Annotated in this window: 21 protein-coding genes; 1 reads left to right on the forward strand and 20 read right to left on the reverse strand. The window is 71.2% G+C overall.

Annotated features, from left to right (window positions below; translation table 11 throughout):
* Nucleotides 1–10 precede the first annotated feature (10 nt).
* The 3 genes from nadD to G7Z13_RS11680 form a co-directional block, all read right to left on the reverse strand.
* On the reverse strand, nt 11–664 hold the full coding sequence (gene nadD, locus G7Z13_RS11670; protein WP_165998492.1) for a nicotinate-nucleotide adenylyltransferase: 654 nt from the start codon (nt 662–664) through the stop codon (nt 11–13).
* Nucleotides 665–736: 72 nt separating this feature from the next.
* Nucleotides 737–901, reverse strand: a complete 165-nt coding sequence (locus G7Z13_RS11675; RefSeq protein ID WP_165998494.1) for a hypothetical protein — start codon at nt 899–901, stop codon at nt 737–739.
* A 110-nt stretch (nt 902–1,011) separates the two neighbouring features.
* Nucleotides 1,012–1,161 carry a hypothetical protein gene (locus tag G7Z13_RS11680; protein WP_165998496.1) on the reverse strand — a complete coding sequence of 50 codons (150 nt, stop codon included), beginning with the start codon at nt 1,159–1,161 and terminating at the stop codon, nt 1,012–1,014.
* 162 nt (nt 1,162–1,323) lie between these two features.
* Between G7Z13_RS11680 and G7Z13_RS11685 the strand changes: the two genes are divergently transcribed.
* Nucleotides 1,324–2,418 (forward strand): M48 family metallopeptidase, encoded by a 1,095-nt coding sequence (locus tag G7Z13_RS11685; RefSeq protein WP_165998498.1) that lies wholly within the window; start codon nt 1,324–1,326, stop codon nt 2,416–2,418.
* A 118-nt stretch (nt 2,419–2,536) separates the two neighbouring features.
* Here G7Z13_RS11685 and G7Z13_RS11690 read toward each other — a convergent pair whose 3' ends face one another.
* The 17 genes from G7Z13_RS11690 to rplU all read right to left on the reverse strand — a co-directional run bounded on the left by G7Z13_RS11690 (nt 2,537) and on the right by rplU (nt 24,293).
* A complete protein-coding gene (locus G7Z13_RS11690; protein ID WP_165998500.1) occupies nt 2,537–3,613 on the reverse strand; it encodes a hypothetical protein in 1,077 nt (358 codons plus the stop codon).
* A gap of 87 nt (nt 3,614–3,700) precedes the next feature.
* Nucleotides 3,701–4,303, reverse strand: coding sequence for a hypothetical protein (locus tag G7Z13_RS11695; RefSeq protein ID WP_165998502.1), 603 nt, complete (start codon nt 4,301–4,303; stop codon nt 3,701–3,703).
* 75 nt (nt 4,304–4,378) lie between these two features.
* Entirely contained in the window at nt 4,379–5,665 is a 1,287-nt protein-coding gene (locus G7Z13_RS11700) for a glutamate-5-semialdehyde dehydrogenase (protein ID WP_165998503.1), read from the reverse strand.
* A 138-nt stretch (nt 5,666–5,803) separates the two neighbouring features.
* On the reverse strand, nt 5,804–6,274 hold the full coding sequence (locus G7Z13_RS11705; RefSeq protein ID WP_165998505.1) for a hypothetical protein: 471 nt from the start codon (nt 6,272–6,274) through the stop codon (nt 5,804–5,806).
* Between the two features lie 197 nt (nt 6,275–6,471).
* A complete protein-coding gene (gene proB, locus G7Z13_RS11710) occupies nt 6,472–7,578 on the reverse strand; it encodes a glutamate 5-kinase (RefSeq protein WP_166004865.1) in 1,107 nt (368 codons plus the stop codon).
* Nucleotides 7,579–7,838: 260 nt separating this feature from the next.
* Nucleotides 7,839–8,969 carry a phospholipase D-like domain-containing protein gene (locus tag G7Z13_RS11715; RefSeq protein WP_165998506.1) on the reverse strand — a complete coding sequence of 377 codons (1,131 nt, stop codon included), beginning with the start codon at nt 8,967–8,969 and terminating at the stop codon, nt 7,839–7,841.
* An 89-nt stretch (nt 8,970–9,058) separates the two neighbouring features.
* A complete protein-coding gene (locus G7Z13_RS11720) occupies nt 9,059–9,727 on the reverse strand; it encodes a trypsin-like serine protease (protein ID WP_165998508.1) in 669 nt (222 codons plus the stop codon).
* Nucleotides 9,728–10,188: 461 nt separating this feature from the next.
* Nucleotides 10,189–11,379 carry a glycosyltransferase gene (locus G7Z13_RS11725; RefSeq protein WP_165998510.1) on the reverse strand — a complete coding sequence of 397 codons (1,191 nt, stop codon included), beginning with the start codon at nt 11,377–11,379 and terminating at the stop codon, nt 10,189–10,191.
* Nucleotides 11,380–11,570: 191 nt separating this feature from the next.
* Nucleotides 11,571–13,658, reverse strand: a complete 2,088-nt coding sequence (locus G7Z13_RS11730; protein ID WP_240926185.1) for a hypothetical protein — start codon at nt 13,656–13,658, stop codon at nt 11,571–11,573.
* A gap of 122 nt (nt 13,659–13,780) precedes the next feature.
* Nucleotides 13,781–15,277 carry a bifunctional cytidylyltransferase/SDR family oxidoreductase gene (locus G7Z13_RS11735; RefSeq protein WP_165998512.1) on the reverse strand — a complete coding sequence of 499 codons (1,497 nt, stop codon included), beginning with the start codon at nt 15,275–15,277 and terminating at the stop codon, nt 13,781–13,783.
* Between the two features lie 352 nt (nt 15,278–15,629).
* Entirely contained in the window at nt 15,630–17,201 is a 1,572-nt protein-coding gene (locus G7Z13_RS11740; protein WP_165998513.1) for an alkaline phosphatase D family protein, read from the reverse strand.
* A 175-nt stretch (nt 17,202–17,376) separates the two neighbouring features.
* Entirely contained in the window at nt 17,377–18,858 is a 1,482-nt protein-coding gene (locus G7Z13_RS11745; RefSeq protein WP_165998515.1) for an FG-GAP-like repeat-containing protein, read from the reverse strand.
* Nucleotides 18,859–18,908: 50 nt separating this feature from the next.
* Nucleotides 18,909–20,420, reverse strand: coding sequence for an FG-GAP-like repeat-containing protein (locus G7Z13_RS11750; RefSeq protein WP_165998517.1), 1,512 nt, complete (start codon nt 20,418–20,420; stop codon nt 18,909–18,911).
* A 106-nt stretch (nt 20,421–20,526) separates the two neighbouring features.
* On the reverse strand, nt 20,527–21,960 hold the full coding sequence (locus G7Z13_RS11755) for an FG-GAP-like repeat-containing protein (RefSeq protein ID WP_165998518.1): 1,434 nt from the start codon (nt 21,958–21,960) through the stop codon (nt 20,527–20,529).
* A 159-nt stretch (nt 21,961–22,119) separates the two neighbouring features.
* The gene (gene obgE / locus G7Z13_RS11760; RefSeq protein WP_165998520.1) at nt 22,120–23,565 is read right to left on the reverse strand and encodes a GTPase ObgE; all 1,446 of its coding nucleotides are present in this window, start codon (nt 23,563–23,565) and stop codon (nt 22,120–22,122) included.
* Nucleotides 23,566–23,703: 138 nt separating this feature from the next.
* Nucleotides 23,704–23,958 carry a 50S ribosomal protein L27 gene (rpmA, locus tag G7Z13_RS11765; RefSeq protein WP_073938528.1) on the reverse strand — a complete coding sequence of 85 codons (255 nt, stop codon included), beginning with the start codon at nt 23,956–23,958 and terminating at the stop codon, nt 23,704–23,706.
* A gap of 14 nt (nt 23,959–23,972) precedes the next feature.
* Nucleotides 23,973–24,293 carry a 50S ribosomal protein L21 gene (gene rplU, locus G7Z13_RS11770; protein WP_004001309.1) on the reverse strand — a complete coding sequence of 107 codons (321 nt, stop codon included), beginning with the start codon at nt 24,291–24,293 and terminating at the stop codon, nt 23,973–23,975.
* Nucleotides 24,294–24,379: the final 86 nt, after the last annotated feature.

A 24,379-nucleotide genomic window follows, 5' to 3' on the forward strand; every position in this document is an offset into this window, starting at 1 on the left:
CCCTCTCGGCTCACTCGCCGCCGCGGTACAGCTCGCGCTTGGTGATGTAGCGCACGACTCCGTCGGGCACCAGATACCAGATGGGGTCACCCTTGGCGACTCGCGCGCGGCAGTCCGTGGAGGAGATGGCGAGGGCGGGGACCTCGACGAGCGAGACGATGCCCTCGGGCAGGCCGGGGTCGTCCAGGTGGTGTCCCGGGCGGGTGACCCCGATGAAGTGCGCCAGCGAGAACAGCTCCTCGGTGTCCCGCCACGTGAGGATCTGGGCGAGGGCGTCGGCGCCGGTGATGAAGAACAGGTCGGTGTCGGGGTTGAGCGCGCGCAGGTCGCGCAGGGTGTCCACGGTGTAGGTGGGGCCGCCGCGGTCGATGTCGATGCGGCTGACCGAGAACTGGGGGTTCTCGGCGGTCGCGATGACCGTCATGAGGTAGCGGTCCTCGGCCGGGGACACGGTGCGGTGGCTCTTCTGCCAGGGCTCGCCGGTCGGCACGAAGACGACCTCGTCGAGGCGGAACTGCGCGGCGACCTCGCTGGCGGCCACCAGGTGGCCGTGGTGGATCGGGTCGAACGTTCCGCCCATGACGCCGAGGCGGCGCTTGCCGCGGCCGCTGGTGCCCTGCGGTGTGTCGTTCACCGGACCGGTAGGCATGTCCTGCTTCCCCATGCGTGCAGACCCTACCGGCCCGGCCCGTGTGCCCCGACGGGCGGAGTCGTCCCCGGCCCCCGCGGGCGTCCGTCAGCGGTCGCGGTTGAAGCGGGTGGTCACCCACAGCAGCAGCATGAGGATGACGAAGGCGCCACCGCCGGTGAGCAGCGGGCTGAGGCTTTCGTGGTTGCCGCCGTGCTCCCCGCCCTCGGAGGCGAGGGTGACCAGCTGGGCGGTGGTGGTGTGGAGGCTCATCTTCGTCAGGACCTATCGCGTGTGGGCGGGATAAAGATGTCGGCCCATCGTATGCGGGCCGCTCCGCCGCGATCACCCCGACTCCGGTGTCGGGCAACCTTCGGGCGCGCTCAGTCGTCCTTCCGCCTGTACCCCCGCAGCAGGAACCAGGCGGTCAGCACGCACCCCACCAGCATCACGACCAGGACGACCCGGAGGAGATTCCCGGCCCCCTGCTGCTCGGCGGCCATGAGCCAGGCGGACGCGGCGTCGTACTCCATGACGTGGGGCTCCTTCGCTGTGCTGCCCGTCCACGGTAACTCCGCCCGCGGTCTGCCCCGGAAGGCAGGTTCTAGGCTGGAGGTCGCCTCGGGGGCACCGCGACCGCAGACGGTCCGGGCACGGTGTCCGGGCCGGGCACACCGACGCATCTGGGGGACCCGATGTCCTACGACCACCCGCAGTCCGGATCCGAGCAGCTGCCCGGCAGGCGGCGCCGGCGTTTCCCGGAGATCTCCTCGCGGGCCTACGAGCACCCGGCCGACCGCTCGGCGCTGGTGGCGCTGCGCCGGCTCAGCGGCTTCGACACCGTCTTCAAGGCGCTCAGCGGCCTGCTGCCCGAGCGGAGCCTGAGGCTGCTGTTCCTGTCCGACTCGGTGCGCGTCTCCGACCGGCAGTTCCCGCATCTGCACAGGATGCTGATGGACGCCTGCTACATCCTGGACCTGGAGAAGGTCCCGCCGATGTACGTCCAGCAGGACCCGCAGCCGAACGCGATGTGCGTGGGCATGCACGAGCCGGTCATCGTGGTCACCACGGGGCTGGTGGAGCTGCTGGACGAGGAGGAGATGCGGGCGGTGGTCGGCCACGAGGTCGGCCACGCCCTGTCCGGGCACGCCGTGTACCGCACGATCCTGCTGTTCCTGACCAGTCTCGCCCTGCGGGTGGCGTGGATCCCGCTCGGCAACATGGCGGTGATGGCGATCGTGACCGCGCTGCGCGAGTGGTTCCGCAAGTCGGAGCTGTCCGCGGACCGCGCGGGCCTGCTGGTGGGGCAGGACCTGCACGCCTCGCTGCGGGGCCTGATGAAGCTGGCGGGCGGCAACCACCTGCACGAGATGAACGTGGACGCGTTCCTGGAGCAGGCCGACGAGTACGAGGCGGCCGGCGATCTGCGCGACTCGGTGCTGAAGATCCTCAACGTGCTGCCGCGCTCGCACCCCTTCGCCACGGTCCGCGCGGCCGAGCTGAAGAAGTGGGCGGCCACCCGCGACTACCAGCGGATCATGGACGGCCACTACCCGAAGCGGGGCGACGACAAGGAGGCCAGGGTCTCGGAGTCGCTGCGCGAGTCGGCGGCGCACTACGCGTCGGAGGTGCGCGAGTCGAAGGACCCGCTGATGAAGCTGGTCACGGACATCGCCGGGGGCGCGGGCGACCTGGGCGACCGGATGCGGCGCGGCTGGGGCGGCTTCACCGGCGCACCGCGCAAGGACCGCCCCTCCGGGGACGCGCCGGAGCGGGGTCAGGGGGACTAGACCGGGCAGCGGACCGGCCTGACGGACACCCTGCCTGGACCGGCCTGGCGGACGCCCTCGGGCCGGCCTGACGTACGCCCGTCGGGACCGGCCTGGGGGACACCCGTGCGCGCCCGGGCTAGACCCTGGGCTGGGCGCTGTCCGCGAGGGTGCCGCACAGCGCGGGGACGCCGTGCAGGGCGTACGGGTCGGTGCCGGCCGGGCCGCCCTCCTTGGCGGTCTGGCCGGCGAACAGCGGGCGCAGCCGGGCGGTGGCGTCCTCGGCGCAGGACATCGGTCCGGCCTGCAGCCGGGACCCGGTCAGCCGGGTCTGGCGGAGCCGCAGGTCCTCGCGGTCGAAGCGGAAGTGCAGCTCGCGGCGGACGGTGAACAGCGACGCCTCGGCGGCGGCGCCGGCCCCGGCCGGCCGCAGCGCGTACACGAACGTGTGGTCGGAGGTGACCTCCAGGGTGGACGCGTCGGCCTCCTCGGCGCGCAGGCTGCCGTGGACGCGGATGCCGGGGGCGGCCAGTTCGACGCCGGCCGGGTCGAAGCGGACCAGCCAGCCGGTGGGGGCGTGCCGGCCGTCGGCCGCCGGGCGGTCGAAGCTGCGGTCGAACTGGGCGAGCTGGTCGGCGTCGAGGAGGACCCGTACGGGGCGGACCTGGCCGCCGGTGAGCACCTCGGGGTAGAGCGAGGAGCGCACGACGTAGTCCTTGGCCGTGCTGAGGGCGGTGAGGACCTGGCCGTCGGAGAAGTGGTCGGTGCGGCGGGCGGCGGGCAGCGGGATGCCCTCGGCGCCGGTGCGGAACCCGGCGGCGGGACTCGCCTCGTACAGTCGTTCGATGTCGGTGGTGCCGGGGACGGGGCCGCGCGGGGCGAGCGGGACGACGGTCGTGCGCAGCGGTTCGACGGCGGGCGGCCGGGCGGTCCGGGTGGCCGGATAGGGGTGGCGTACGCCCATGTAGATCGCGGTGCCGAAGGCGACGGCGATCAGCAGCACGAGGATCAGGGCCTGCCGGGGCAGTCGGCGGCGGGCCGGGGGGCGACGGCGGACCGCGGGCGCGTGGTCGGTGATGCGTTCGCGCGCGGAGAACTCCTGGAGGCGGGCAGCGCGGACGAACGACTCGTCGAACACGACGGATCGGTACTCGTCGTCCGCACCGTTGGGGGCGCCGTCGGGTGTCCCCTCGGGTGGGTCTCCAGGCCCGCCCATATCTTCAGGGTAGGTCCGCCGGCGACGCGGTAAACACCGTCCCCGGACAACCCCTGACCGGCCCTCACCCGTAGGGGAGCGTCGCCGTCAGGGGGTGCGCGGGACGGCCGAGACGGCCGGGCGGGAGTAGTCCGCGGAGGCCGAGGGACCGGCCGTGCCGCCCTGCTCCAGGCCGGTCGAGGCGGGCGGCGGCACCTGGTCCTGGCGGCCCGAGGAGGCGCCGCGGTAGACGGCGGCGAAGGCCAGGGCGATCATGCCGACGCCCATCACCACGGCGAGCAGCCAGGCCACGGGGCGGTGCCAGCGGCCGTGCCGGCCGTAGGGCCCGGCGCCGATGCCCGGGCCGTCGAGGAGGTCGAGGTCGTCCGGGCCGTCGAAGTCCGGATCATGACCGAACGCGCCCGGCTCGTGGCCGCCGTACCCGTCGTCGTAGCGCTCGCCTCGGCCGTGGGTGCGGCGGGCCTCCGCCTCGGAGGCCTCCGCTCTGGCCTGGGCCGCGGCCAGGAGGCGCTCCACGGCGGTCGGCTCGTGCACCACGGCCGCCCGCACGAAGGCCTCGTCGAAGACCACGGAGGCGAACTCTGCGTCCGACACCCCGCGGTCGTGGTCGTCGTCGGGCTCCCAGCCGTCACGGAACGGCGAACCCCCCACGTCCTCCGGCACGCATCCAGAGTAGACCTGGGGGGTCAATTTGGGCAGACGGTAGGGAAATTCATCCGCATGCCGGACCGCGCGGCCGACCGGCGCGCGCCCGGGCCGCGCGCCTCAGCGCCGCACGTGCCCGTCGCCGGTGACGATGTATTTCGTGCTGGTCAGCTCGGGCAGGCCCATCGGGCCGCGGGCGTGCAGCTTCTGCGTGGAGATGCCGATCTCGGCGCCGAAGCCGAACTGGCCGCCGTCGGTGAACCGGGTGGAGGCGTTCACGGCGACGGTGGTGGAGTCGACCAGCTGGGTGAACCGGCGGGCGGCCTGCTGCGAGGTGGTGACGATGGCCTCGGTGTGGCCGGAGGTCCACAGCCGGATGTGCTCCACGGCCTTGTCGAGCGAGTCGACGACCGCCGCGGCGATGTCGTACGACAGGTACTCGGTCTCCCAGTCCTCCGGCGTGGCCTCGACCACCGTCGCCCTGGAGTCCTTGGCGTACGCCATCACCCGCTCGTCGGCGTGCACGGTGACCCCGGCGTCCGCGAGGGCGTCCAGGGCGCGCGGCAGGAACTCGGCGGCGATGTCCTGGTGGACCAGCAGGGTCTCGGCGGCGTTGCAGACGCCGACCCGCTGGGCCTTGGAGTTGATCAGGATCTCGACGGCCATGTCGAGGTCGGCCTGCGCGTCGACGTAGACGTGGCAGTTGCCGGTGCCGGTCTCGATGACCGGGACGACGGACTCCTGGACGACCGTGTTGATCAGGGAGGCGCCGCCGCGCGGGATGAGCACGTCGACCAGGCCGCGGGCGCGCATCAGCTCGCGCACGCTGTCGCGGCTCTCGCCGGGGACGAGCTGGACGGCGTCGGCGGGCAGCCCGGCGCCGCCGACGGCGTCGCGCAGCACGCGGACCAGCGCGGTGTTCGACTGGTACGCCGAGGACGAGCCACGCAGCAGCACCGCGTTGCCGGACTTCAGGCACAGGGCGGCGGCGTCGACCGTCACGTTCGGGCGGCCCTCGTAGATGATGCCGACGACGCCGAGCGGCACCCGGATCTGGCGCAGGTCGATGCCGTTGGGCAGGGTGGAGCCGCGCACCACCTCGCCGACCGGGTCGGGCAGCGCGGCCACGTCGCGCACGTCGGAGGCGATGGCGCGGACCCGCTCCGGGGTGAGGGTGAGCCGGTCGATCATGCCCTCGCTGGTGCCGCTCTCCCGGGCCTTGGCCACGTCCTTGGCGTTGGCCTCGACGATCTCGCTCGTCCGGACCTCCAGCGCGTCCGCGATGGCGAGCAGCGCGTCGTCCTTCACGGACCGCGGCAGCGGCGCGAGGTCGGCGGCGGCGGCCTTGGCGCGGTAGGCGGCCTGGGTGAGCGGGGACATCGAGTCGTACGGCGAGAGCGTGGTCATGGGGGAAGGGTAGTGCGCCGGACGGGCCCGTTCCTCGCCCGTTCCACACCCCGAGACGGTTTCGGAGCGACCCTGAGACGCGTTCCTGCGCGCCCCTGAGACGCGTTCCGCAGTGCCCCTGAGGCGCGGGCAAAGGGGTCAGAACGGGTGAACGCCGACCGGGCTCGCCGGGGGCGGTCCGTAGCCCTCGGCGAGCCGCTGGTGGTAGGTGGCCCGGTCGATGACCTCCAGGCCGACGATCTCCCAGGGCGGCAGCCCGGCGGACTGCCGGTGCTCGCCCCACAGGCGCAGCGCCACGGCCGCCGCGTCGTGCAGGTCGCGGGCCTCTTCCCAGTACCGGATCTCGGCGTGGTCCTCGGCGTAGCGGCTGGTCAGCAGGAAGGGGTGGTCGTGGGCCAGCTGCTCCAGGGACCGCCGGACCTCGGTCAGCGGGGCGGCCTCGCCGGAGACGCTGAGGGTGACGTGCCACAGCCGGGGCAGGTCGGCGGGCTCCTCGCCCTCGAAGCGGTCCCCGGCGGCCACGCTGGTCAGCGCAGCCCGGTCCGCACCGGCCGAGCGGGAGCCGGCACCACCGCGGGGCGCCGTCGCCCCAGGGCGTACTCGTCTCACGACGGCCTCCTTCACACGTGACGGAACTGCGCCCTCGACACAAAGTTGAGCAGTCCCCGAGTGATCGTGTGGCACTTTTGCGGAACGTCCACCACCCGAGGCGGACGATTCACCGCATTCCGGCCGCGCGTACGGATGTCTTTACGCTCTGTGCGGACGCGGTGACAGAATTTCGCCGCACGGGCCGTGCGGTGCCGTCAGGAGTGCAGGAGCACCAGGTCGTCGCGGTGGACCACCTCGCGCTCGTACGCCGGGCCCAGTTCGCGGGCCAGCTCGCGGGTGGAGCGCCCGATCAGCCGGGGGATCTCCTTGGCGTCGAAGTTGACCAGTCCGCGCGCCACCGCCCGCCCGGAGCCGTCGCGCAGCTCGACCGGGTCGCCCGCGCTGAACTCGCCCTCGACGGCGGCGATGCCGGCCGGCAGCAGGGAGGTGCGCCGTTCCACCACGGCCCGTACCGCCCCGTCGTCCAGGGTGAGCGCGCCCTGCGGGGTCGAGGCGTGCTGCAGCCACAGCAGCCGGTCGGCGGAGCGCTTGCCCGTGGGGTGGAAGTAGGTGCCGGTGTCCTGGCCGGTGAGGGCGTCGGCCGCGTGGACGGCGCTGGTCAGCACGACGGGGATGCCCGCGGCGGCGGCGATCCGGGCGGCCTCGACCTTGGTGACCATGCCGCCGGTGCCGACCCCGGCCTTGCCGGCGCTGCCGATCTCCACGTCCGCGAGGTCCCGCGGGCCGCGCACCTCCGCGATCCGCGAGGTGCCGGGCCTGGCGGGGTCGCCGTCGTAGACGCCGTCCACGTCGGAGAGCAGGACGAGCAGGTCGGCGTGGACGAGGTGGGCGACGAGGGCGGCGAGCCGGTCGTTGTCGCCGAAGCGGATCTCGTCGGTGGCGACCGTGTCGTTCTCGTTCACGATCGGGAACGCGCCCATCGCGAGGAGCTGGTCGAGGGTGCGGGAGGCGTTGCGGTGGTGGGCCCGGCGGCTCATGTCGTCGCTGGTGAGCAGCACCTGGCCGACGCGGACGCCGTAGCGGGCGAAGGAGGCGGTGTAGCGGGCCACGAGGAGGCCCTGGCCGACGCTGGCGGCGGCCTGCTGGCGGGCCAGGTCCCTCGGGCGGCGGCGCAGCCCCAGCGGGGCGAGTCCGGCGGCGATGGCGCCCGAGGAGACCAGCACGATCTCCTTCTCGCCTCCGCTGCGGATCTTCGCCAGGACGTCGACGAGCGCGTCCACCCGGTCGGCGTCCAGTCCGCCCGAGGCGGTGGTCAGCGACGAGGAACCCACCTTGACGACGATCCTGCGGGCCTCGCGCACGGCCTGCCTTGCCCCTGCCACCTTGCTGTCTGTCCCCTCGCGTAGGTTCAGTCGCCCACCAGGCAATCTACGGGACAGGAGGCGTACTGCGCGCCACTGGTCCACGCTGCGGACGCGCGTGGTGCGCAGCAGTCTCACGCCCGGCTTACCGCCGGGAGACGACAGGGCGAAGAACCGGCGCCGAACGTGGCACGACCGATCTCGGGCGTGCCACAGGCCCTCCGCAGGCCGGGAACCAAGCCCACGGTTCTCATGAGGGACTAGCCGGCGGGAGTCGCGACAGCGAACATACTTTCAAAGTTCTGGCGAAAGGCGTCGTGTGGCCCCGCACCCTCCAGCCTGAGCATCGCCTCGTCGTTATCGCGCAGCGATGACTCATCGAGGTTATGAGATCCGGTAAAGGTCCACTTCGTGTTCGCGTGCCCGGCGTAGTCACCTTCGATCAGCACATACTTGGAGTGAACGAGGTAGCCATCGTCTGTGCTCAGCTGGCGCAGAGCAATGTTTCTGTGCCCGGAAAGTTTACTGACGTCGTTGCTGTCATTGAAGACGATGCGCACGGAGCACCCTTGGTCGGCCAACGACCTCAGCTTTTGCGCCACCGCATCCCGGTGCAGTGCGAACGCCGCGACCCGCACTGTGGCGCCCCCACCACATGAAAGGTTGTTCAGGACACTCACCACGATGTCCCCGGACTTCTGAGGGAAGAAGTAGTACTTCTCTTTACCCACCTTTCCGCTGGTGAAGTAGTTCGCGTTCTTGTTCATCGCCGCCAAGTCGTTGAAGTAATCACGATACGCGGTGTACAGTGCCGTGTTGCCCACGACGGTGTAAGCATTGTTCCAGTACTTCTCCGTATTGAGTGAGGTCTGGTTCGCGGAGGTCTGGATCACCACGTCCTCCGCTTCTCCTGCGTCACCGATCCGCGAGAACGTGAAGAACTTGTTGTGGTTGATCATGCTGCTTCGCCCCGTGGCGATACAGGCAGCTCCCGATGTGCAGACATGCACCCAGGAGTCCTTCGACTTATCGGCGCCGAGCGCGGAGATCAAATTCTGCGTAGCCGCTGAGGATTTGAACTTCGCGTCCAGGACCACCCGCACGGCGACTCCGCGACGGTCCGCCGCGATGAGCGCATCAGTGTAATCCTGATCCTTCAGCGCATAGAGCGCGGACCGGATCATTCGACCGCTCTGCGTATTGTTGATCGCGGTGATGATGTGGTTCTTCACCGCATTCTTCTGTGCCGTGGTGCCTCTTGGGTTGTTGAACACCGCCCCCGTACTGATCGGTGGCGCCTGCTCGGCCGCCGTGGCTGGGATGCCGGGCAGAAGCAGGGCACCGGCGAGGAGAGCGGGCACGGCCAGGTGTTTCAGCGAGCGAACCGGCATGAGAGTGACAGAACCTAACCTTCGTGTACGCGGACGGGTGCAGCAATGCCCGCTGCATCGGCCAGCGGGCATTGCTCGTGCGAGATCTGTCAGAAGTCCCGCATGACTCCGTTGATCCAGTCCAGGCTGTTGGGCACGGACGAGTAGACCGTGCGCCCTGCCGAACAGTCCAGGGGGTCGCCCTGCGGAAGCCTGGAGACGACGCCGATCTGGTACCGCTTTCCGTCGACCAGCTTGAACAGCGGACCACCGGAGTCCCCGTGGCACGGCTTTCCGTCGATCGCCGTGGTCAGGATTCCCGGGAAAGAGTTGTCCAGGACGCGTTCGGTTCCCCGGCGCAGTCGGTGATCACTGGCGCCGCTGGTGGAGTTCGTTCCGTAGCCGAATACATAGGTGGTCGCACCGACTGCGGAGTGCTTCGTGGCCATGCGTACGGGCTCCGCGTTCGCCGACCGGTTGAGCTTGATCAGCGCCAGGTCGTGCCTGTCCCGCGACTTCGTGAGGGAAACGCCGACAACGCCTCCACCACTGTCCGAGTAAACGCTCTTCACACGTACCTTGAGCCTGCTGTAGGCGTACTTGTCCCCGTCGCCGCCGTCGGCCCTGACGCAGTGTTTGGCAGTGAGAATCCAGTAGTTGTCGATTATCGACCCGCTGCAATGAGGATTCCCATCCAGCGATATAGCGGCCATCCCGCGGGACTCGGGCTTGGTTCCTCCGATGATCCGCGTTTCTGCCGTCCCGTCAGCACTGCTCACGGAGGGCGCGGTCAAGGCCCCTTGTGACTCGTGAGCCTGAGCCGACATGGGTGTCAGCGCTCCCATGAACGGTACGAGGAGTGCCGCGAGTACAACAGTCCGACGGGTTTTGCGGCTACGCATCCATGTCCCCCTGACATGTTTCCCATGAGGCGGAAGTTGCCCATGCGGTGAGGTGGACATGAACTTACCTGAACAGTTGATCGAATCTTTCATTCCGTAGTCAGATGACCGAAATTCAGCGAAGGGGCCGGAAAGGAACGCCTCTTCGCTTCGCGTGCCCCGTCGGAGGCGCGGCACCGGCACGGAGCAAGGCCACCGGCGCGCAGCCTCGTCGAACTTCGAGCTCCTGCCCGGCAGGTCCCCGATGCGTGGGTGGAATGTGAGCTGCGTCGGGGCACCGGCGAGGCCGAGCGGGCAGGAGGCGAACGGCCTGGCGCCCCGCTCCCACCCAGTCGGAGTCAACGCCGCAGCATGCGGCGGGCCTTGCGGAGGGCGCGGCGCAGCAGGGAGGCGGTGGGGGTGGGTTCGCGGTAGCCGTGGAAGGCGCGGGCCTCGCGGGGCTCGGCGAGGTAGAGCGAGTCGGGCAGGCCGGCGCCGCGGTCGCGGAAGTACGGGTAGACCAGGTAGACGCGGCGGCCCTTGTTCTCCAGGACGGCCGGGACCTGCTTCTTGGACTTGAGGAACTCCAGCATGCCGACCAGCAGATCGGGGCGCTGCTCGGCCACCATGTGCAGCCGCAGCCGCTCCTCGACCTTCAGCCGGCGGGCGACGCCCTCCGTCCAGTGGGCGTCCATCAGCGGCTTGGCCAGCTCGAACTTGTGCCGCCGGGTCTCCTCGTCGTCCTTGAGGAACCTGGGTCCGAACTGCGGCAGCAGGGTGATGAGGAACGGCCGCACCATCAGCGTGTCGCGGCGCTCGCCCGGCGGCACCATGTCCGCGATCAGCTTCATCAGCGCGCGGGCGGAGTCGAAGCGCAGGGTGTAGCCGCCGGTCTTGGTGACGTGCTTGCCGTCCTCGCGGCCCACCAGGTAGTAGCAGGTGTAGTCGGCGAGGACGGAGACGCCGTTCGCCCGCAGGTACGCCTCCATGGTGAACAGGGCGTCCTCACCGGTCCACAGCGACTCGTCGAACCGCATGTCGTGGCGGGTCAGCAGCTCGCGCCGGAACAGCTTCTGCGCGCTGAGCGTGAACTTGATGTTGGACGAGAAGACGTCGGTGCGCTCCAGCGTCTTGCCCCACATCGACTTCGGCGGCGTGCGGTTGATGCCCTCGACGCGGCCGAGGACCACGTCCGTGCCGTTGCGGTCGGCCATGGCGACCATCCGCTCCAGCGCCTCCGGGCCGAGCCGGTCGTCGGCGTCCAGGAAGAACACGTACCGTCCGGCCGCCTTGGCGAGGCCGACGTTGCGCGGGCCGCTGGGCCCGCCGGAGTTCTCCTGGCGGATCACGGTGACCGGCATGGGCGCGCGGGCGGCGAACTCCTCCAGGCACTCCCCCGTGCCGTCGGTGGAGCCGTCGTCCACCGCGATGACCTCCATGCGTGCCGGGTCGATGGTCTGTGCCTCGACCGACGCGAGGCATTCGACCAGGTACGGCATGGCTTCGTACGCCCCGATGATCACGCTGACATCAGGCTGCGTCACGGGCACATTTCCCCCTCGTCAACGGGAAATTCCTCCCGTATCTCCTTATTAGCTACCTGATAGACGGGTGGCGGCGGCAAGCGGTTGTCCCACCTTCACCCTTTCGTGAGACACCTCACAGTACGAGTGTGACGGGGGAACGGGTTCGGCCCCCGAGGGCATTCCCTCGGGGGCCGAAATCGACCGGGCGGGCGGTGTCAGCCGGCCGTCACACCGTCCGTCTCGCCGCTGGTGGCCACCCGCTGCCCGGGCACCGCCGCCTCCGCGAGCAGACGGGTCTGCTGGCCGAGGTTGCGCGTCTCGGCCTTCAGCGCGAGGTTCGCCACCGCGGTGTTGAACTGGACGATGGACGCGGGCTCGTCCGGACCCAGCAGGTACTGCTTCAGCTCCTTGCGGTCCTCCGCCAGCGGGTCGGCGGCCGGGTCGCGCACCGCGGCCAGCAGCTCGCCCAGCTCCGCCGCGCTGTTGGAGAGGATCACCGCGGCGCGCACCGCGGTGTTCTGCCGCTTGAACTCCTCGACGCCCACCTCCGCCGAGTCCGTGACGGCGTACGGCTTGCCGCTGGCGATGAAGTCGGAGACCACGGACGAGATGTCGGAGACCATCGCGTCGGAGACGTTGAAGCAGTCGTACAGGCGCGGCTCGGCGCCGGTGATGACCCGGTGCTCCCAGCTCGGGAAGGCCCGCCAGTAGGCGTCGTTCCACTCGGCGCGCAGCCGGGCGATCTCCTGGAACGTGGGCACGTCGACCATGCCGTCGCGGGTCGCCTCGGCCTCGTCGCGCTTCTCGCCGCCGCGGCCGGTCAGTTCGGCGAGGCGGGCCTCGATGCGGGCCAGCTCGGCCTTCGCGGCGGCCTGGGCGGCGCTGTCGGCGGCGAAGCGCGGGTCGGCGGCGCGCTCGGCGGCGGCCTTCTCGACCAGGGCGGCGATGCGCTGGTGGGCGGCCTTGGCGTCCTTGCTGACGGTGCCGGTGAACGGGTGCGGCTTGTACAGGACGCGCACCGGCGGGTCGGCCGTGATCAGCCGGTTCACGATGTTCTCGCCGGCCAGCACGATCGAGGTGTTGCCGGGGTTGCCGTCCCAGCCCTCCCAGGTGGGCGCGTACAGCACGGTGGGGATGCGGCCCTCGGGGACGCCCCGCCAGGGCTGGATCGGCGCCAGCTGCGGGCGGCCGACCTCGACGATGTCCTCGTCGCGGACGCCGACGTCGGCGATGGCGTAGCGGTCGCGGCCGGCCCGGCCGGCGGTCCACACCTCGTCATAGACCTTGCTGAACGGGTTGACGCTGGCCAGCTTGTCGCTGTCGCCGTGGCCGATGAAGACGTGCTTCATGGTGGGCACGCGCAGCATGTGGATGTTCTTGCCGACGTTCGCCGCGTACAGCGCGACCCGCACCGAGGACAGGTCCATGTTCATCAGGTGCACCCCTCCGGGCACGCAGATGACGGGGACCGTGGTGGGCGCCATGCGGTCGAGGATGGTCCGCTCGCGCAGGATGATCAGCGGCTTGGAGTCCAGGTTCTCCATGGTCTCCAGCCACATGTTGACCTGGTACGCGGAGTCCTTGGAGCCGGAGAAGTACAGCACCGTCTCGGGGCGGTACTCGCGCAGCCAGTCGTCGACGGCGGCGAGCACGGTCTCGGCGCGCGGCGGGATCTTGCGGCCGCGGACGTACGGCGCGAGCACGAGGACGTAGCCGACGCCCAGCAGCAGGGTGAGGCCGACGCCGGCGAACCCGGCGGCGGGCACGTCGAAGGCGGCGGCGACCAGCACGCCGACGACCGCGGCGAGGTCGAGGTGGAGCATCTTCTCCGCGGAGCGGTGCAGCAGCCTGCGCGGCGGGGCGTCCGGGATGCGGATGCGGGACTTCAGGTCGACGTTGCGGGTGGCGACCGGCATCCGGCGGCGGCTGCGGATCAGGGTGACCAGAGCGCCGTGCGGGGCCTGGAGGCCGTAGAAGGCGATGAAGCAGGCGACCGCGCCGTAGAAGATCAGGTCGTCCGAGAGCGACAGCCGGGCCAGCAGCAGGATCAGCAGCAGCTGCCGGATCAGGAAGCGGATCGACAGACCCGCGCGCACCTTGCTGAGGCGGTTGATCAGGTAGCTGCCCTTGCGGTGCAGATAGTGGTCCGCCAGGTACGTCACGGCTGCCGCGGCCGCGAAGGCGGGGACGCTCGGGACGAGCGCGGCCAGCATGAGCGCCGGGAAACCCAGCAGCACCAGGACCGCCGCGGCCAGTTCGGCCGCGCTGCCCACCCGGGCGACGCGTATAGCGGTGGAAATCACGGAGAAAAACCTGCTCTGGGAGGGGATGCCGGTTTTGTCGACTACGGATACAGGCCTCTGTGAATGCTCCGCGAAGGGAAGCGCACAGAGGCCTGAATTCCGCACCTATTTACTGATGAATGTTACATGCCACTCTGGCGGTCGAGGACCGAGGCGAGCGCCTGCTCGAAGCCGGAGGCCCTGCCCGCGGCCGCCGTCGGGTCCTGCTGGCGCACGTCGATGACATGGCCGGTCAGCTCGGACAGCAGCACGTCGAGCGAGGTGCGGGCCACGGCCTCGGAGGAGAGCAGGCTGCCCGCCGGCTCCTGGCCGAAGGCCTTGGTGCGCATCGGCGTCGCGGTGCGCTCCGGGTTGATGCAGTTGACGCGGATGCCGTCGCCGGCCCACTCGTCGGACAGCGCCTGGGTGAGGTTCACCATGGCGGCCTTGGTGGAGGAGTACAGGCTGTACTCGGCGCGGCCGCGGGTGTAGCTGCTGGAGGTGTACAGCAGCAGCTGGCCCTTGGTCTCGGCCAGGTACTTGTACGAGGAGCGGGCGATCTGCACCGGGGCCAGGTAGTTGACCTTCAGCGCCTCCTCGATGGTGGCGTTGTCGGTCTCGGCCAGCTTGCCGATGCGCAGCACGCCGGCGGTGTTGACGACGTAGTCGATCCGGCCGGTCTCGGCGTACGCCTTGGACAGCGCGTCGTCGACCTCCTCCGGGTTCTCCACGTGGGTGCCGGTGGTGGAGCGGCCGAGGGCGTAGACGGTCGCGCCGTAGGACTCGGCGAGTTCGGCGATGTCCTTGCCGATGCCGTACGAGCCGCCGAAGATCACGACGGTCTTGCCGGTCAGCAGCTCGCGGTAGGCCTCCTCGCCGTTCTGCTCGGGCGCGGCGGTGGAGGCGAGCTGGAAGAGCTTGTCGGCGATGAAGACGTCGACGGGCTGGGTGACCTTCATGTTGTACTCGTCGCCCGCGACGACGTGGATCGGCACGTCCGGCAGGTACTTGAGCACGACCGAGCAGTCGTCCGTGGCCTGGAAGTTGGGGTCGCCGGCCGCGACCTCGTAGGCCCGCTTGATGGTGGACAGCTTGAAGGCCTGCGGCGTCTGGCCACGGCGCAGCCGGGAGCGGTCCGGGATCTCGGTGATGAACTCGCCGTCCTCACCGTGGGTGCGGGTCACGATGATGGTGTCCGCGGACGGGATGGCGACGTCGACCGCCTGGTACCGCTCCAGGGCGGCGACGCAGTCGTCGATGACGCGCTGGGAGAGCAGCGGGCGGACGGCGTCGTGGAAGAGGACGTTCAGGTCCTCGCCCTCGGCCAGGCCCTCGCCGAGCGCGGCGATGGCGCGCTCGGTGGTCTCGTTCCGCGTCGAGCCGCCCTCGATGATCTTCGATACCTTGGTGAACCCGGCCTTCGCGACGATCTTCTCGACGTCCGGCACGTAACCCGGCGCCATCAGGACGATGATGTCGTCGATGGAGTCGGCCTTCTCGAAGGTGGTCAGGGTGTGCTCGATGACTGCCTTGCCGGCGATCTTCAGCAGCTGCTTGGGGATCGACAGACCCACACGCTGACCGGTTCCACCGGCCAGGATCACTGCGGTGGTACGGGGCTTGGCTATGTGCTGGGACACAGGTGACCTACCTTGTGGCGACTGGGAACCTGGAAATGCTCCCACTTGTGGTTACCGCGATGCAAGGTGAGCGACCGCTGCCGCATATGTGCGCGCAACCTGTCATTTACCTTGTACGCATGGTGATTGGCGAGTGGTTCCCGCAGCTGGGGCCACGGGCCGCGAATGTGCTGTGAGTAAGTACACAGCCGCCGCCGCGGATCTTCACAACAGCTCCCCCGGCAGCCCCTTTGGCACCGAATTCGAGATCAAGATTGCGCGGCAATTCGGTGTCGGAATGATTCCGGGAGCGAACGCGCAACGCCCCGGGACCGACGGTCCCGGGGCGTTCTCGGGTGGTGGTGAAAGGGGCTCAGACCAGGTGGACGCCGGGGCGTCCGGCGTCCACCCGCAGCCTCGCCTGCGTGCGCGGCGTCGCCTGCGGCCGGCGCACGGTGTCGACGACGCGCACCTGGGCGTCGATCCCGTCGCGGCGCACGTCGAAGAGGTGGTAGCCGCGGTGTGCGTCGAGCAGCTTCCAGTGCGGGTTGTCCGGCAGCCTCGGGTCCCACTCGCGGTGGAAGGCGGCCTGGTCCTGGTCGCCGTTGCTGGAGATGGAGGTGCCGACGAACTCGGCGCCGACGACCGCGGAGTCCGGGTCGACGAAGTCCTCCTTGAGGTCGCTGACCATCGTCAGATGGCGGTCGCCGGTGAGCACCACCGGGTTGCGCACCCTGCGGAACTCCTTCAGAAACTCGTTGCGTTCGGCCTGGTAGCCGTCCCAGGCGTCGTAGAACCACTGCTTGCCCTCGCCGACCAGCAGATCGGTCTCGGCCATCATGATCTGCGAGGCGATGAGGTTCCAGCGCGCCGGCGAGCGGTGCAGGGAGTCCAGCAGCCAGCGCTTCTGCGCGGCGCCGAGCATGGTGAGCGACGGGTCCATGGCACCGGCCTGGCTGGTGGCCTGGTCGCTGCGGTACTGCCGGGTGTCGAGCACGTTGAGCCGGGCGAGGCGGCCGAACTCCAGGCGGCGGTGCATGCGGATGTGGGGGCCGTCCGGGATCGCCGTGGCGCGGACCGGCATGTGCTCGTAGAAGGCCTGGTAGGCCGCGGTGAGCCGGGCCACGAAGGCATCGTGGGGCTGCTTGTCGGGGTCCTGCGGGATCTGTCCGGCGAAGTCGTTGTCGACCTCGTGGTCGTCGAAGGTGACGACCCAGGGCGCGCCCGCGTGCATGGCCGCGAGGTCGGGGTCGGTGCGGTACTGGGCGTACCGGTTGCGGTACTGGGTCAGGGTGTACGGCTCCCCGGTGCCCTCGTGGCGGCGCGGCGCCGTCGCCGACGGGACCGACTCGTAGATGTAGTCGCCGACGAAGAGGACCACGTCGGGGTCCTGGGCGAGCATGTCGGCGTACGGCGTGAACCAGCCGTGCTGCCAGTTCTGGCAGGAGGCGAGGGCGAGCCGCACGGAGCCGCCGGAGCTGTGGCGGTGCGGGGCGGTACGGGTGCGGCCGGTGGGCGAGAGCTGCCCGCCGGCCCGGAAGCGGTACCAGTACGTGCGGCCCGGGCGCAGGCCGCGGACGTCCACGTGCACGCTGTGCCCGTACTCGGGCCGCGCCTGGGCGGTGCCCCGGCGCGCGGGTCTGGCGAACCGCTCGTCCTCGGCGATCTCCCACTCCACGGCCACCGCCCGGTCGGGCATGCCGCCGCCGTTCAGCGGGTCCGGGGCGAGCCGGGTCCACAGCACCACCCCGTCGGGCAGCGGGTCGCCGGAGGCGACACCGAGGCTGAACACACCGTCGGGCAGCGGGGAATCGGCGGCGCGCGCGGCGGCCGGCAGCCACAGCTGCGCGGAGGCGGCGGCGCCGAGCACGGCGGCGCCCGCGGTCAGAAAGCGGCGTCGGTCGGGGGAGGCGGGTACGGGTCCTGGTGCGGTCACTCCGGTCATCGCGGGAACTCCCTTGCCACAGCGGCCTGTTGGACACTCCGGAAGCTCTCTGTCCGGTCGGTCCGGGCGCTGAACGCGAGGAAGCGCGTGCATGACAAATGGGAGACAGGCGGGGACACGGAACCCGCCGCGGGAGACGGAGCCGCCTCGCCGCGACGGGTCATGAGCCAGGTGGTCAGTGGGCGAAGCCGGAACCCAGCCCGGCGTTGGCGGCCACCGTGCCCAGGGTGCCGTGCCCGAAGGTGACCGAACCGGTCGGGGTGACCCCGGCGGAGGTGGACCGGAAGACCCACACCGAACCGGAGCCGGTGTTCTCGCCCGGCGCGCCCACGGCCAGTTCGGCGCGGCCGTCACCGTTGGCGTCGAGCAGGCGGGTGGCCCGGCCGAACTGGTCACCGCTCTCCGCGGCGCCCGGCACGCCGTCGGTGTCCTGGCTGTACGACACGGCACCGCTGCCGGTCAGGCCGCCCGCGCCGCCGCGCAGCACGACCACGGAACCCGCATGGGTGAGACCGTCGTAGTCCTCGCCGAAGACGCCCGCCGAGACGTCCGCGTAGCCGTCGCCGTTGACGTCGGCGACCGAGACGTCGCTGCCGAAGGCGTCGTCGGCCTCGGCGGCGCCGGGGACGCCGGCGCTGTCCTGGTTGAGGCTCTGCGCCTTGGTGCCGTCGGGGCCGTTCGCGGTGCCCGGCACGAAGGTGACCATGCCGCCGTTGGCAAGCGGCAGGTCGACATCGCTGTCGTAGCCGTCGACCGGGCGGCCGACGACCACGTCGTCGATGCCGTCGCCGTTGACGTCACCCAGGTCCAGGGACTCCCCGCCCTGCAGCGCGTGGCCCCGCGTGTTCAGCACGACCTCGGGTGCGGCGAGCCCGTCCGGGGTGCCCTTCCACACCTTGATGTGCCGGGCGTCGTACTCGTCGCCGTGGTGAGCGGTCGCCACCAGGTCGAGGATGCCGTCGCCGTCGACGTCGCCCGCCGCCATGTCCAGGTAGCGGGGGTCGGAGTCGTCCGTGACGAACCGCTGCCCGCCGCCCGCCGAGCCGTCCCGCCGGAACGGGCCCTCGGTCTGCAGCAGCTTCCAGTTGTCGTCGACGGTCGCCAGCTCGGTCACGCCGTCGCCGTCGAAGTCCCCGGCGGCCAGGCGGCCCCGGTCGCCCACCGCGTCGTACGCCGAGTCGCCGGTCGCCACCGTGGCGCCGCCGGACAGGCCCTGCGCGCCGCCCCAGACGACCTGCACCGCCCCCGAGTCGACGCCCGGGACGGTGTCCTCGCCGGGCACGCCGACGACCAGGTCGGTGTACCCGTCCCCGTCGAGGTCCGCCGTGGTCACCGCGGCGCCGAACCGGTCGTTCACCTCGGCGTCGTCCGGGATGCCCGCGGCGTTCTGGGTGAAGACCTGCCTGGTCGCCGTGTTCAGCCCGCTCGCGCCGCCGTACACCACGGCCACGAAACCCGCCTTCGTCTTCCCGTCGACGGTCGCGTCCGGCGCCGCCACCGCGAGGTCGGCGTAGCCGTCCCCGTTGAAGTCGTCCCTCCGCTCGACGGCGGCGGTGGGCCCGGCGGCCGAGGCCTGGGCCGCGGGGACGACGGCCGCACCGGTCGCCGCCAGGACGACGGCGAGTCCGGCGCGCCGGAACGTGCTGCGCTTGGTCATCTGTTGCGCTCTCCTGAGTCTCGTACGGACGGTGGGGTGCCGGGCGGCCGTCACTCCGCCAGCGACGCGCCGAAGCGGGCCCCGGCCGACGGCGCGCCCAGCGTGGCCCCGCCGAAGGTGAGGGATCCGCTGGCGGTGATGCCGGTGGAGGTGGCGGGGACGTGCCAGACCGAACCGTTGCCGGCGTTCTCCGCCGGGGCGGCGGCCACCAGGCTGTGCCGCTTGTTGCGGTCCGGGTCGGACAGGGCGGTCTCCGCGCCGAACCGGTCGCCCTTCTCGGCGGTGCCGGGCACCCCGGCGGTGTTCTGGCTGAACACCTTGGCCCCGGTGCCGGTCAGGCCGTTCGCGCTGCCGCGCAGCACCAGGACGCTGCCCGCGTCGGTCAGCCCGTCGAAGTCCTCGCCGGGCAGGCCGGTGACGACGTCCTGGTAGCCGTCCCCGTCGGTGTCGGCGATGGACAGGGCCGTGCCCATGCCGTCGCGCCACTCCCCCACGCCGGGCACGCCGGGCGTGTCCTGGTTGAGGTACACCGGCTTGCGGGTGGTGGACACGCCGTTCGGGCCGCCGTACGTGACGATGAGGGCGCCGCCCTTGACCGGCAGGTCCACGTCGTAGTCGGTGCCGTCGACGAAGTGGCCGACGACGATCTCGCCGTAGCCGTCCCGGTTCAGGTCGCCGATCTCCATGTCGTCACCGCGGACGATCCGGCCCTGGGCGTCCTTGAGCACGCCCTTGTGGGTGAAGCCGGAGGGGCCGCCGGCCAGCAGGGCGATGGCGCCCGTGCCGCTGTCGCCGTCGATGGAGTGGATGTTCACGGCCAGGTCGGCGATGCCGTCCCCGGTGACGTCCCCGGCGGCGAAGCCCTCACTGAAGTGGTACGGGTCTCCCGGAACGAACGGGAAGCTCGCCTCGGCGGCGTTCGCGCCGTCCCGGGTGAACGGGCCGCGCAGCACCGTGCCGTCGCCCACGGAGCCGGGTTCGCCGTTGCCCTCCGTGACGATGTCGGGGTTCCTGTCCCCGTCGAAGTCCCCGGTCGTGTAGCGGCCGACGAAGTCCGCCGGTACGTCCCTCAGCACGGTCGGCGCGGCCGTGAGGCCCCGGGGGCCGCCCCAGTTGACCACCAGCGCCTCCCCGCCGTACGCGCTGCCGGGCGCGCCTTCCACGCGCGAGAGCAGGTCGGCGTAGCCGTCCCGGTCCAGGTCGGCGCTGTGCAGCGCGGAGCCGTAGCGCGCCCGCACCGGCGACGCCGGACGGTCCGCCCAGGTCAGCACCTGCTTGCGGGAGGTCGACAGGCCGCTCGACGCGCCGTAGAGCACACTGATCGCGCCGGCCTCGGCCTGGGTGCCCACCGTGCTGTCGGGGGCGCCGATCGCCAGGTCGGGGAAGCCGTCGCCGTTGAAGTCGTCGTGCAGCCGCTCGGCGCTCGGGGTGGCGGTGGCCTCGGCGGGCGCGGCGTGGGCCGCGGGCACCGCCAGGGCACCCGCGAGGAGCGCCACGCCGCTCGCGACGGCCAGCCGCCCGCGCTGCGAGCGCGGGCCGCGGCGGAGGGAAGGGGACGTCATGAAGACTCCTGTCGATACGTCGAGATGTCGAGACGTCGTTGCGTCGAGACGTCGTTGCGTCGTTGCGTCGATGCGTCGATGAAGCGGGAGGGGCGGTCGGCCGCGCTCAGGAGGTCAGCCAACTGCCCAGCCGCGCGCCCGCCTTGACGGTGCCCAGGGTCCGCGCGCCGAAGGAGAAGGAACCGGCGGTCTGCACGCCCGCGGAGGAGGACCGCAGCACCCAGACGGCACCGGCGTACTGGTCCTCGCCGAGTGCCGCCACGACCGGCTCGGCCCGCCCGTCGGCGTCGCTGTCGACCAGCGCCGCCCGCTCGCCGAACCAGTCGGACGACTCCGCGGTGCCCGGCACCCCGGCGGTGTTCTGGCTGAACACCTTGGTCCCGGCGCCGGTCGGCCCCTGGGCGCCGCCGGGGACGACGGCGAAGGTGCCGGCCCGCTTCAGCCCGGAGAAGTCCTCGAAGGGGATCCCGGCGAGGATGTCGTCGTAGCCGTCGCCGTCGACGTCGCCGGTCGCCAGGCCCCGGCCGAACCCGTCGCCGTCCTCCTGCGCACCGGGCACACCGGGGCTGTCCTGGGTGATGACGCGGGGGTCGGTGCCCGTCGCCCCGTCGGCGGTGCCGCGCACGATGTTCAGCGCCTCGCCGCCGGTGACGATGTCGTCCCGGCCGTCGCCGTCGAGGTCGCCGAGGGCCACGGCGGAGACATCGCCCTCGGGGTGGATGGGCCGGCCCGCGGCGTCGGGCACGCTGCGGGGCTCGCTCAGACCGCCCCGGCCGCCGCGCAGGCGGTCGATGCGGTAACCGTAGTCGCCCTCGTCGTCCCAGTCGTAGCTGCGGGCGATGGTGACGAGGTCGGTCGCTCCGTCGCCGTCCGTGTCGCCGGCGGCCATCCCCGCGAAGTACATGTCGCCCTCGACCAGAGTGATGTCCTGGACGCGCGCCGCGACGCCGTCCCGGCCCAGCGGGCCGTACGACACGTGCCCGCCGTGCACGAGGTCCTGCCGCCCGTCCCCGTCGAAGTCACCGGCGACGGAAGTGCCCATTTGGTACGGGGAGTTCCCGACGGGGGGCAGCACCTTTCCCGAGGCGAACCCGGCCGGGCCGCCCCACAGGACGGTCCGGTTGCCGTCCCGGGGCACCCCGCCGGACTCCCACTTCTCGCCATGGGACTCGACGACCAGATCGGTGAAGCCGTCCCCGTCGAGATCGGCGGCGGTCAGGGTCTCGCCGAAGCGGTCGTCCGCCTCGACGGTCCCGGGCACGCCCGGCGAGCCCTGGTGGAACACCTTCTTGCCGGCGCCGAAACCTTCCGGCGCCCCGTACAGCACGGCGACGTACCCGGCCTTCGCCTTGCCGCCCACCGTGGCGGCGGGCGCGCCGACGGCCACGTCCTCGTATCCGTCACCGTTGAAGTCCTGGCGTACGGCGCTCACGCGGTCCGCGGCCTGAGCCGCCGGCAGACCGGTGGCCGGGCCGGCCGTGAGCAGGGCGAGCGCGACCACGACGGTGCGCCTCAGGCGGCGCGCTGCGGGCTGGGACACGACGACTCCGGGGATCGAACGGGCAGTTGACGGCGGAGAGGACCAAGATCCTCTCCGCGCGCCCTGTTCGACTCACGGCCCGAGGGGTTGGTTGCCCTGCCATGCGCCGCGAGTTTCCCCGGAGTTCACCCCCGTGCGCCCCGCAGGAGCCGGCGCCGCCTAAAACGGCTCGAAGTCGTCGAACTCGCGCTGCGCGTCGTCGCGTTCGGCCTGGCGGTCGCGGCGCCGCTGGGCCGCGGGCCGCTGCTCCTCCAGGCGGTGGTCCTCACCGCGCCGGCCGAGCATCTCGGCACCCGCCATGACGGACGGCTCCCAGTCGAAGACGACCGCGTTCTCCTCGGGGCCGATGGCGACGCCGTCGCCCGCGCGGGCACCCGCCTTCATCAGCTCCTCCTCGACACCGAGGCGGTTGAGCCGGTCCGCGAGGTAGCCGACCGCCTCGTCGTTGTTGAAGTCGGTCTGGCGCACCCAGCGCTCCGGCTTCTCGCCGCGCACCCGGAACAGCGGCTCGCCGCCGACCTCCTCGCGCGTGACGGTGAAGCCCGCGTCGTCCACGGCCTTGGGCCGGATGACGATCCGGGTCGCCTCCTCCTTCGGCTTGGCGGCGCGCGCCTTCGCGACCAGCTCGGCGAGGGCGAACGACAGCTCCCGCAGGCCGATGTGCGCGACCGCGGACACCTCGAAGACGCGGTAGCCGCGCGCCTCCAGGTCGGGCCGCACCAGCTCGGCGAGGTCCTTGCCGTCCGGTACGTCGATCTTGTTGAGCACGACGATCCGCGGCCGGTTGTCGAGCCCGCCGTACTGCCGCAGCTCCTCCTCGATGACGTCGAGGTCGGAGACCGGGTCGCGGTCGGACTCCAGGGTCGCGGTGTCCAGCACGTGCACCAGCACGCTGCACCGCTCCACGTGGCGCAGGAACTCCAGGCCGAGGCCCTTGCCCTGGCTGGCGCCGGGGATCAGTCCGGGCACGTCGGCGATGGTGTAGACGGTCGAGCCCGCGGTGACCACGCCGAGGTTCGGCACCAGCGTGGTGAACGGGTAGTCGGCGATCTTCGGCTTGGCGGCGGAGAGCACCGAGATCAGCGAGGACTTGCCCGCGCTCGGGTAGCCGACCAGCGCCACGTCGGCGACGGTCTTCAGCTCCAGCACGATGTCCCGCAGGTCCCCCGGCTCGCCCAGCAGCGCGAACCCGGGCGCCTTGCGGCGGGCGGAGGCGAGGGCGGCGTTGCCGAGCCCGCCCCGGCCGCCCTGGGCGGCGACGTAGGAGGTGCCGTGGCCGACGAGGTCGGCGAGGACGTTGCCCGCCTTGTCGAGGACGACGGTGCCGTCCGGCACGGGCAGGATCAGGTCCTGGCCGTCCTTGCCGGAGCGGTTGCCGCCCTCGCCGGGCTTGCCGTTGGTGGCCTTGCGGTGCGGCGAGTGGTGGTAGTCGAGCAGCGTGGTCACGGACTGGTCGACGGTGAGGATGACGTCCCCGCCGCGTCCGCCGTTGCCACCGTCCGGGCCGCCGAGCGGCTTGAACTTCTCACGGTGGACGGAGGCACAGCCGTGGCCCCCGTTACCCGCGGCGACGTGCAGCTCGACGCGGTCCACGAAGGTGGTCATGGTTCAGTGCCTCCAGTAATGCGGTGTGTGTCTCTGTGTTACACGTATGTCTTTGTGCCAACACGCGAGAGGCGGACCCGCTTCCCGCCCGGGAAGTGAGGTCCGCCTCGCGAAGCGTTCGGTGCCGAATCAGTCGGTTCAGGCAACCGGAACGATGTTCACGACCTTGCGGCCACGGCTGGTGCCGAACTGCACCGCACCGGCCTGCAGCGCGAACAGCGTGTCGTCGCCGCCGCGGCCGACACCGGCGCCCGGGTGGAAGTGGGTGCCGCGCTGGCGAACCAGGATCTCACCCGCGTTGACGACCTGACCGCCGAAGCGCTTCACGCCGAGCCGCTGGGCGTTCGAGTCGCGACCGTTCCGAGTGGACGATGCGCCCTTCTTGTGTGCCATCTCTCCTCAGTCCCTTACTTCGCAGCCGTGGGGATCTCAGTGACCTTGATCGCCGTGTACTGCTGGCGGTGGCCCTGCCGGCGGCGGTAGCCGGTCTTGTTCTTGTAGCGCAGAATGTCGATCTTCTGGCCCTTGTGGTGGTCCACGACCTCGGCCTGGACCTTGATGCCGGCCAGCACCCACGGGTCGCTGGTCACGGAGTCGCCGTCGACAACGAGCAGGGTCGAGAGCTCGACCGTGTCGCCAACCTTGGCGGTGGAAATCTTGTCAACCTCAACGATGTCGCCGACAGCAACCTTGTGCTGGCGACCACCGCTGCGCACGATGGCGTACACGCGGATCTCACTTTCGCTCGGAGAACGGCACCCCCGCAGGCCAGCCGCCCGGCGCGACCCGCGCGCGAACGGCCTCTCCCGGTCAC

Source organism: Streptomyces sp. JB150 (assembly GCF_011193355.1).
GTDB lineage: Bacteria > Actinomycetota > Actinomycetes > Streptomycetales > Streptomycetaceae > Streptomyces.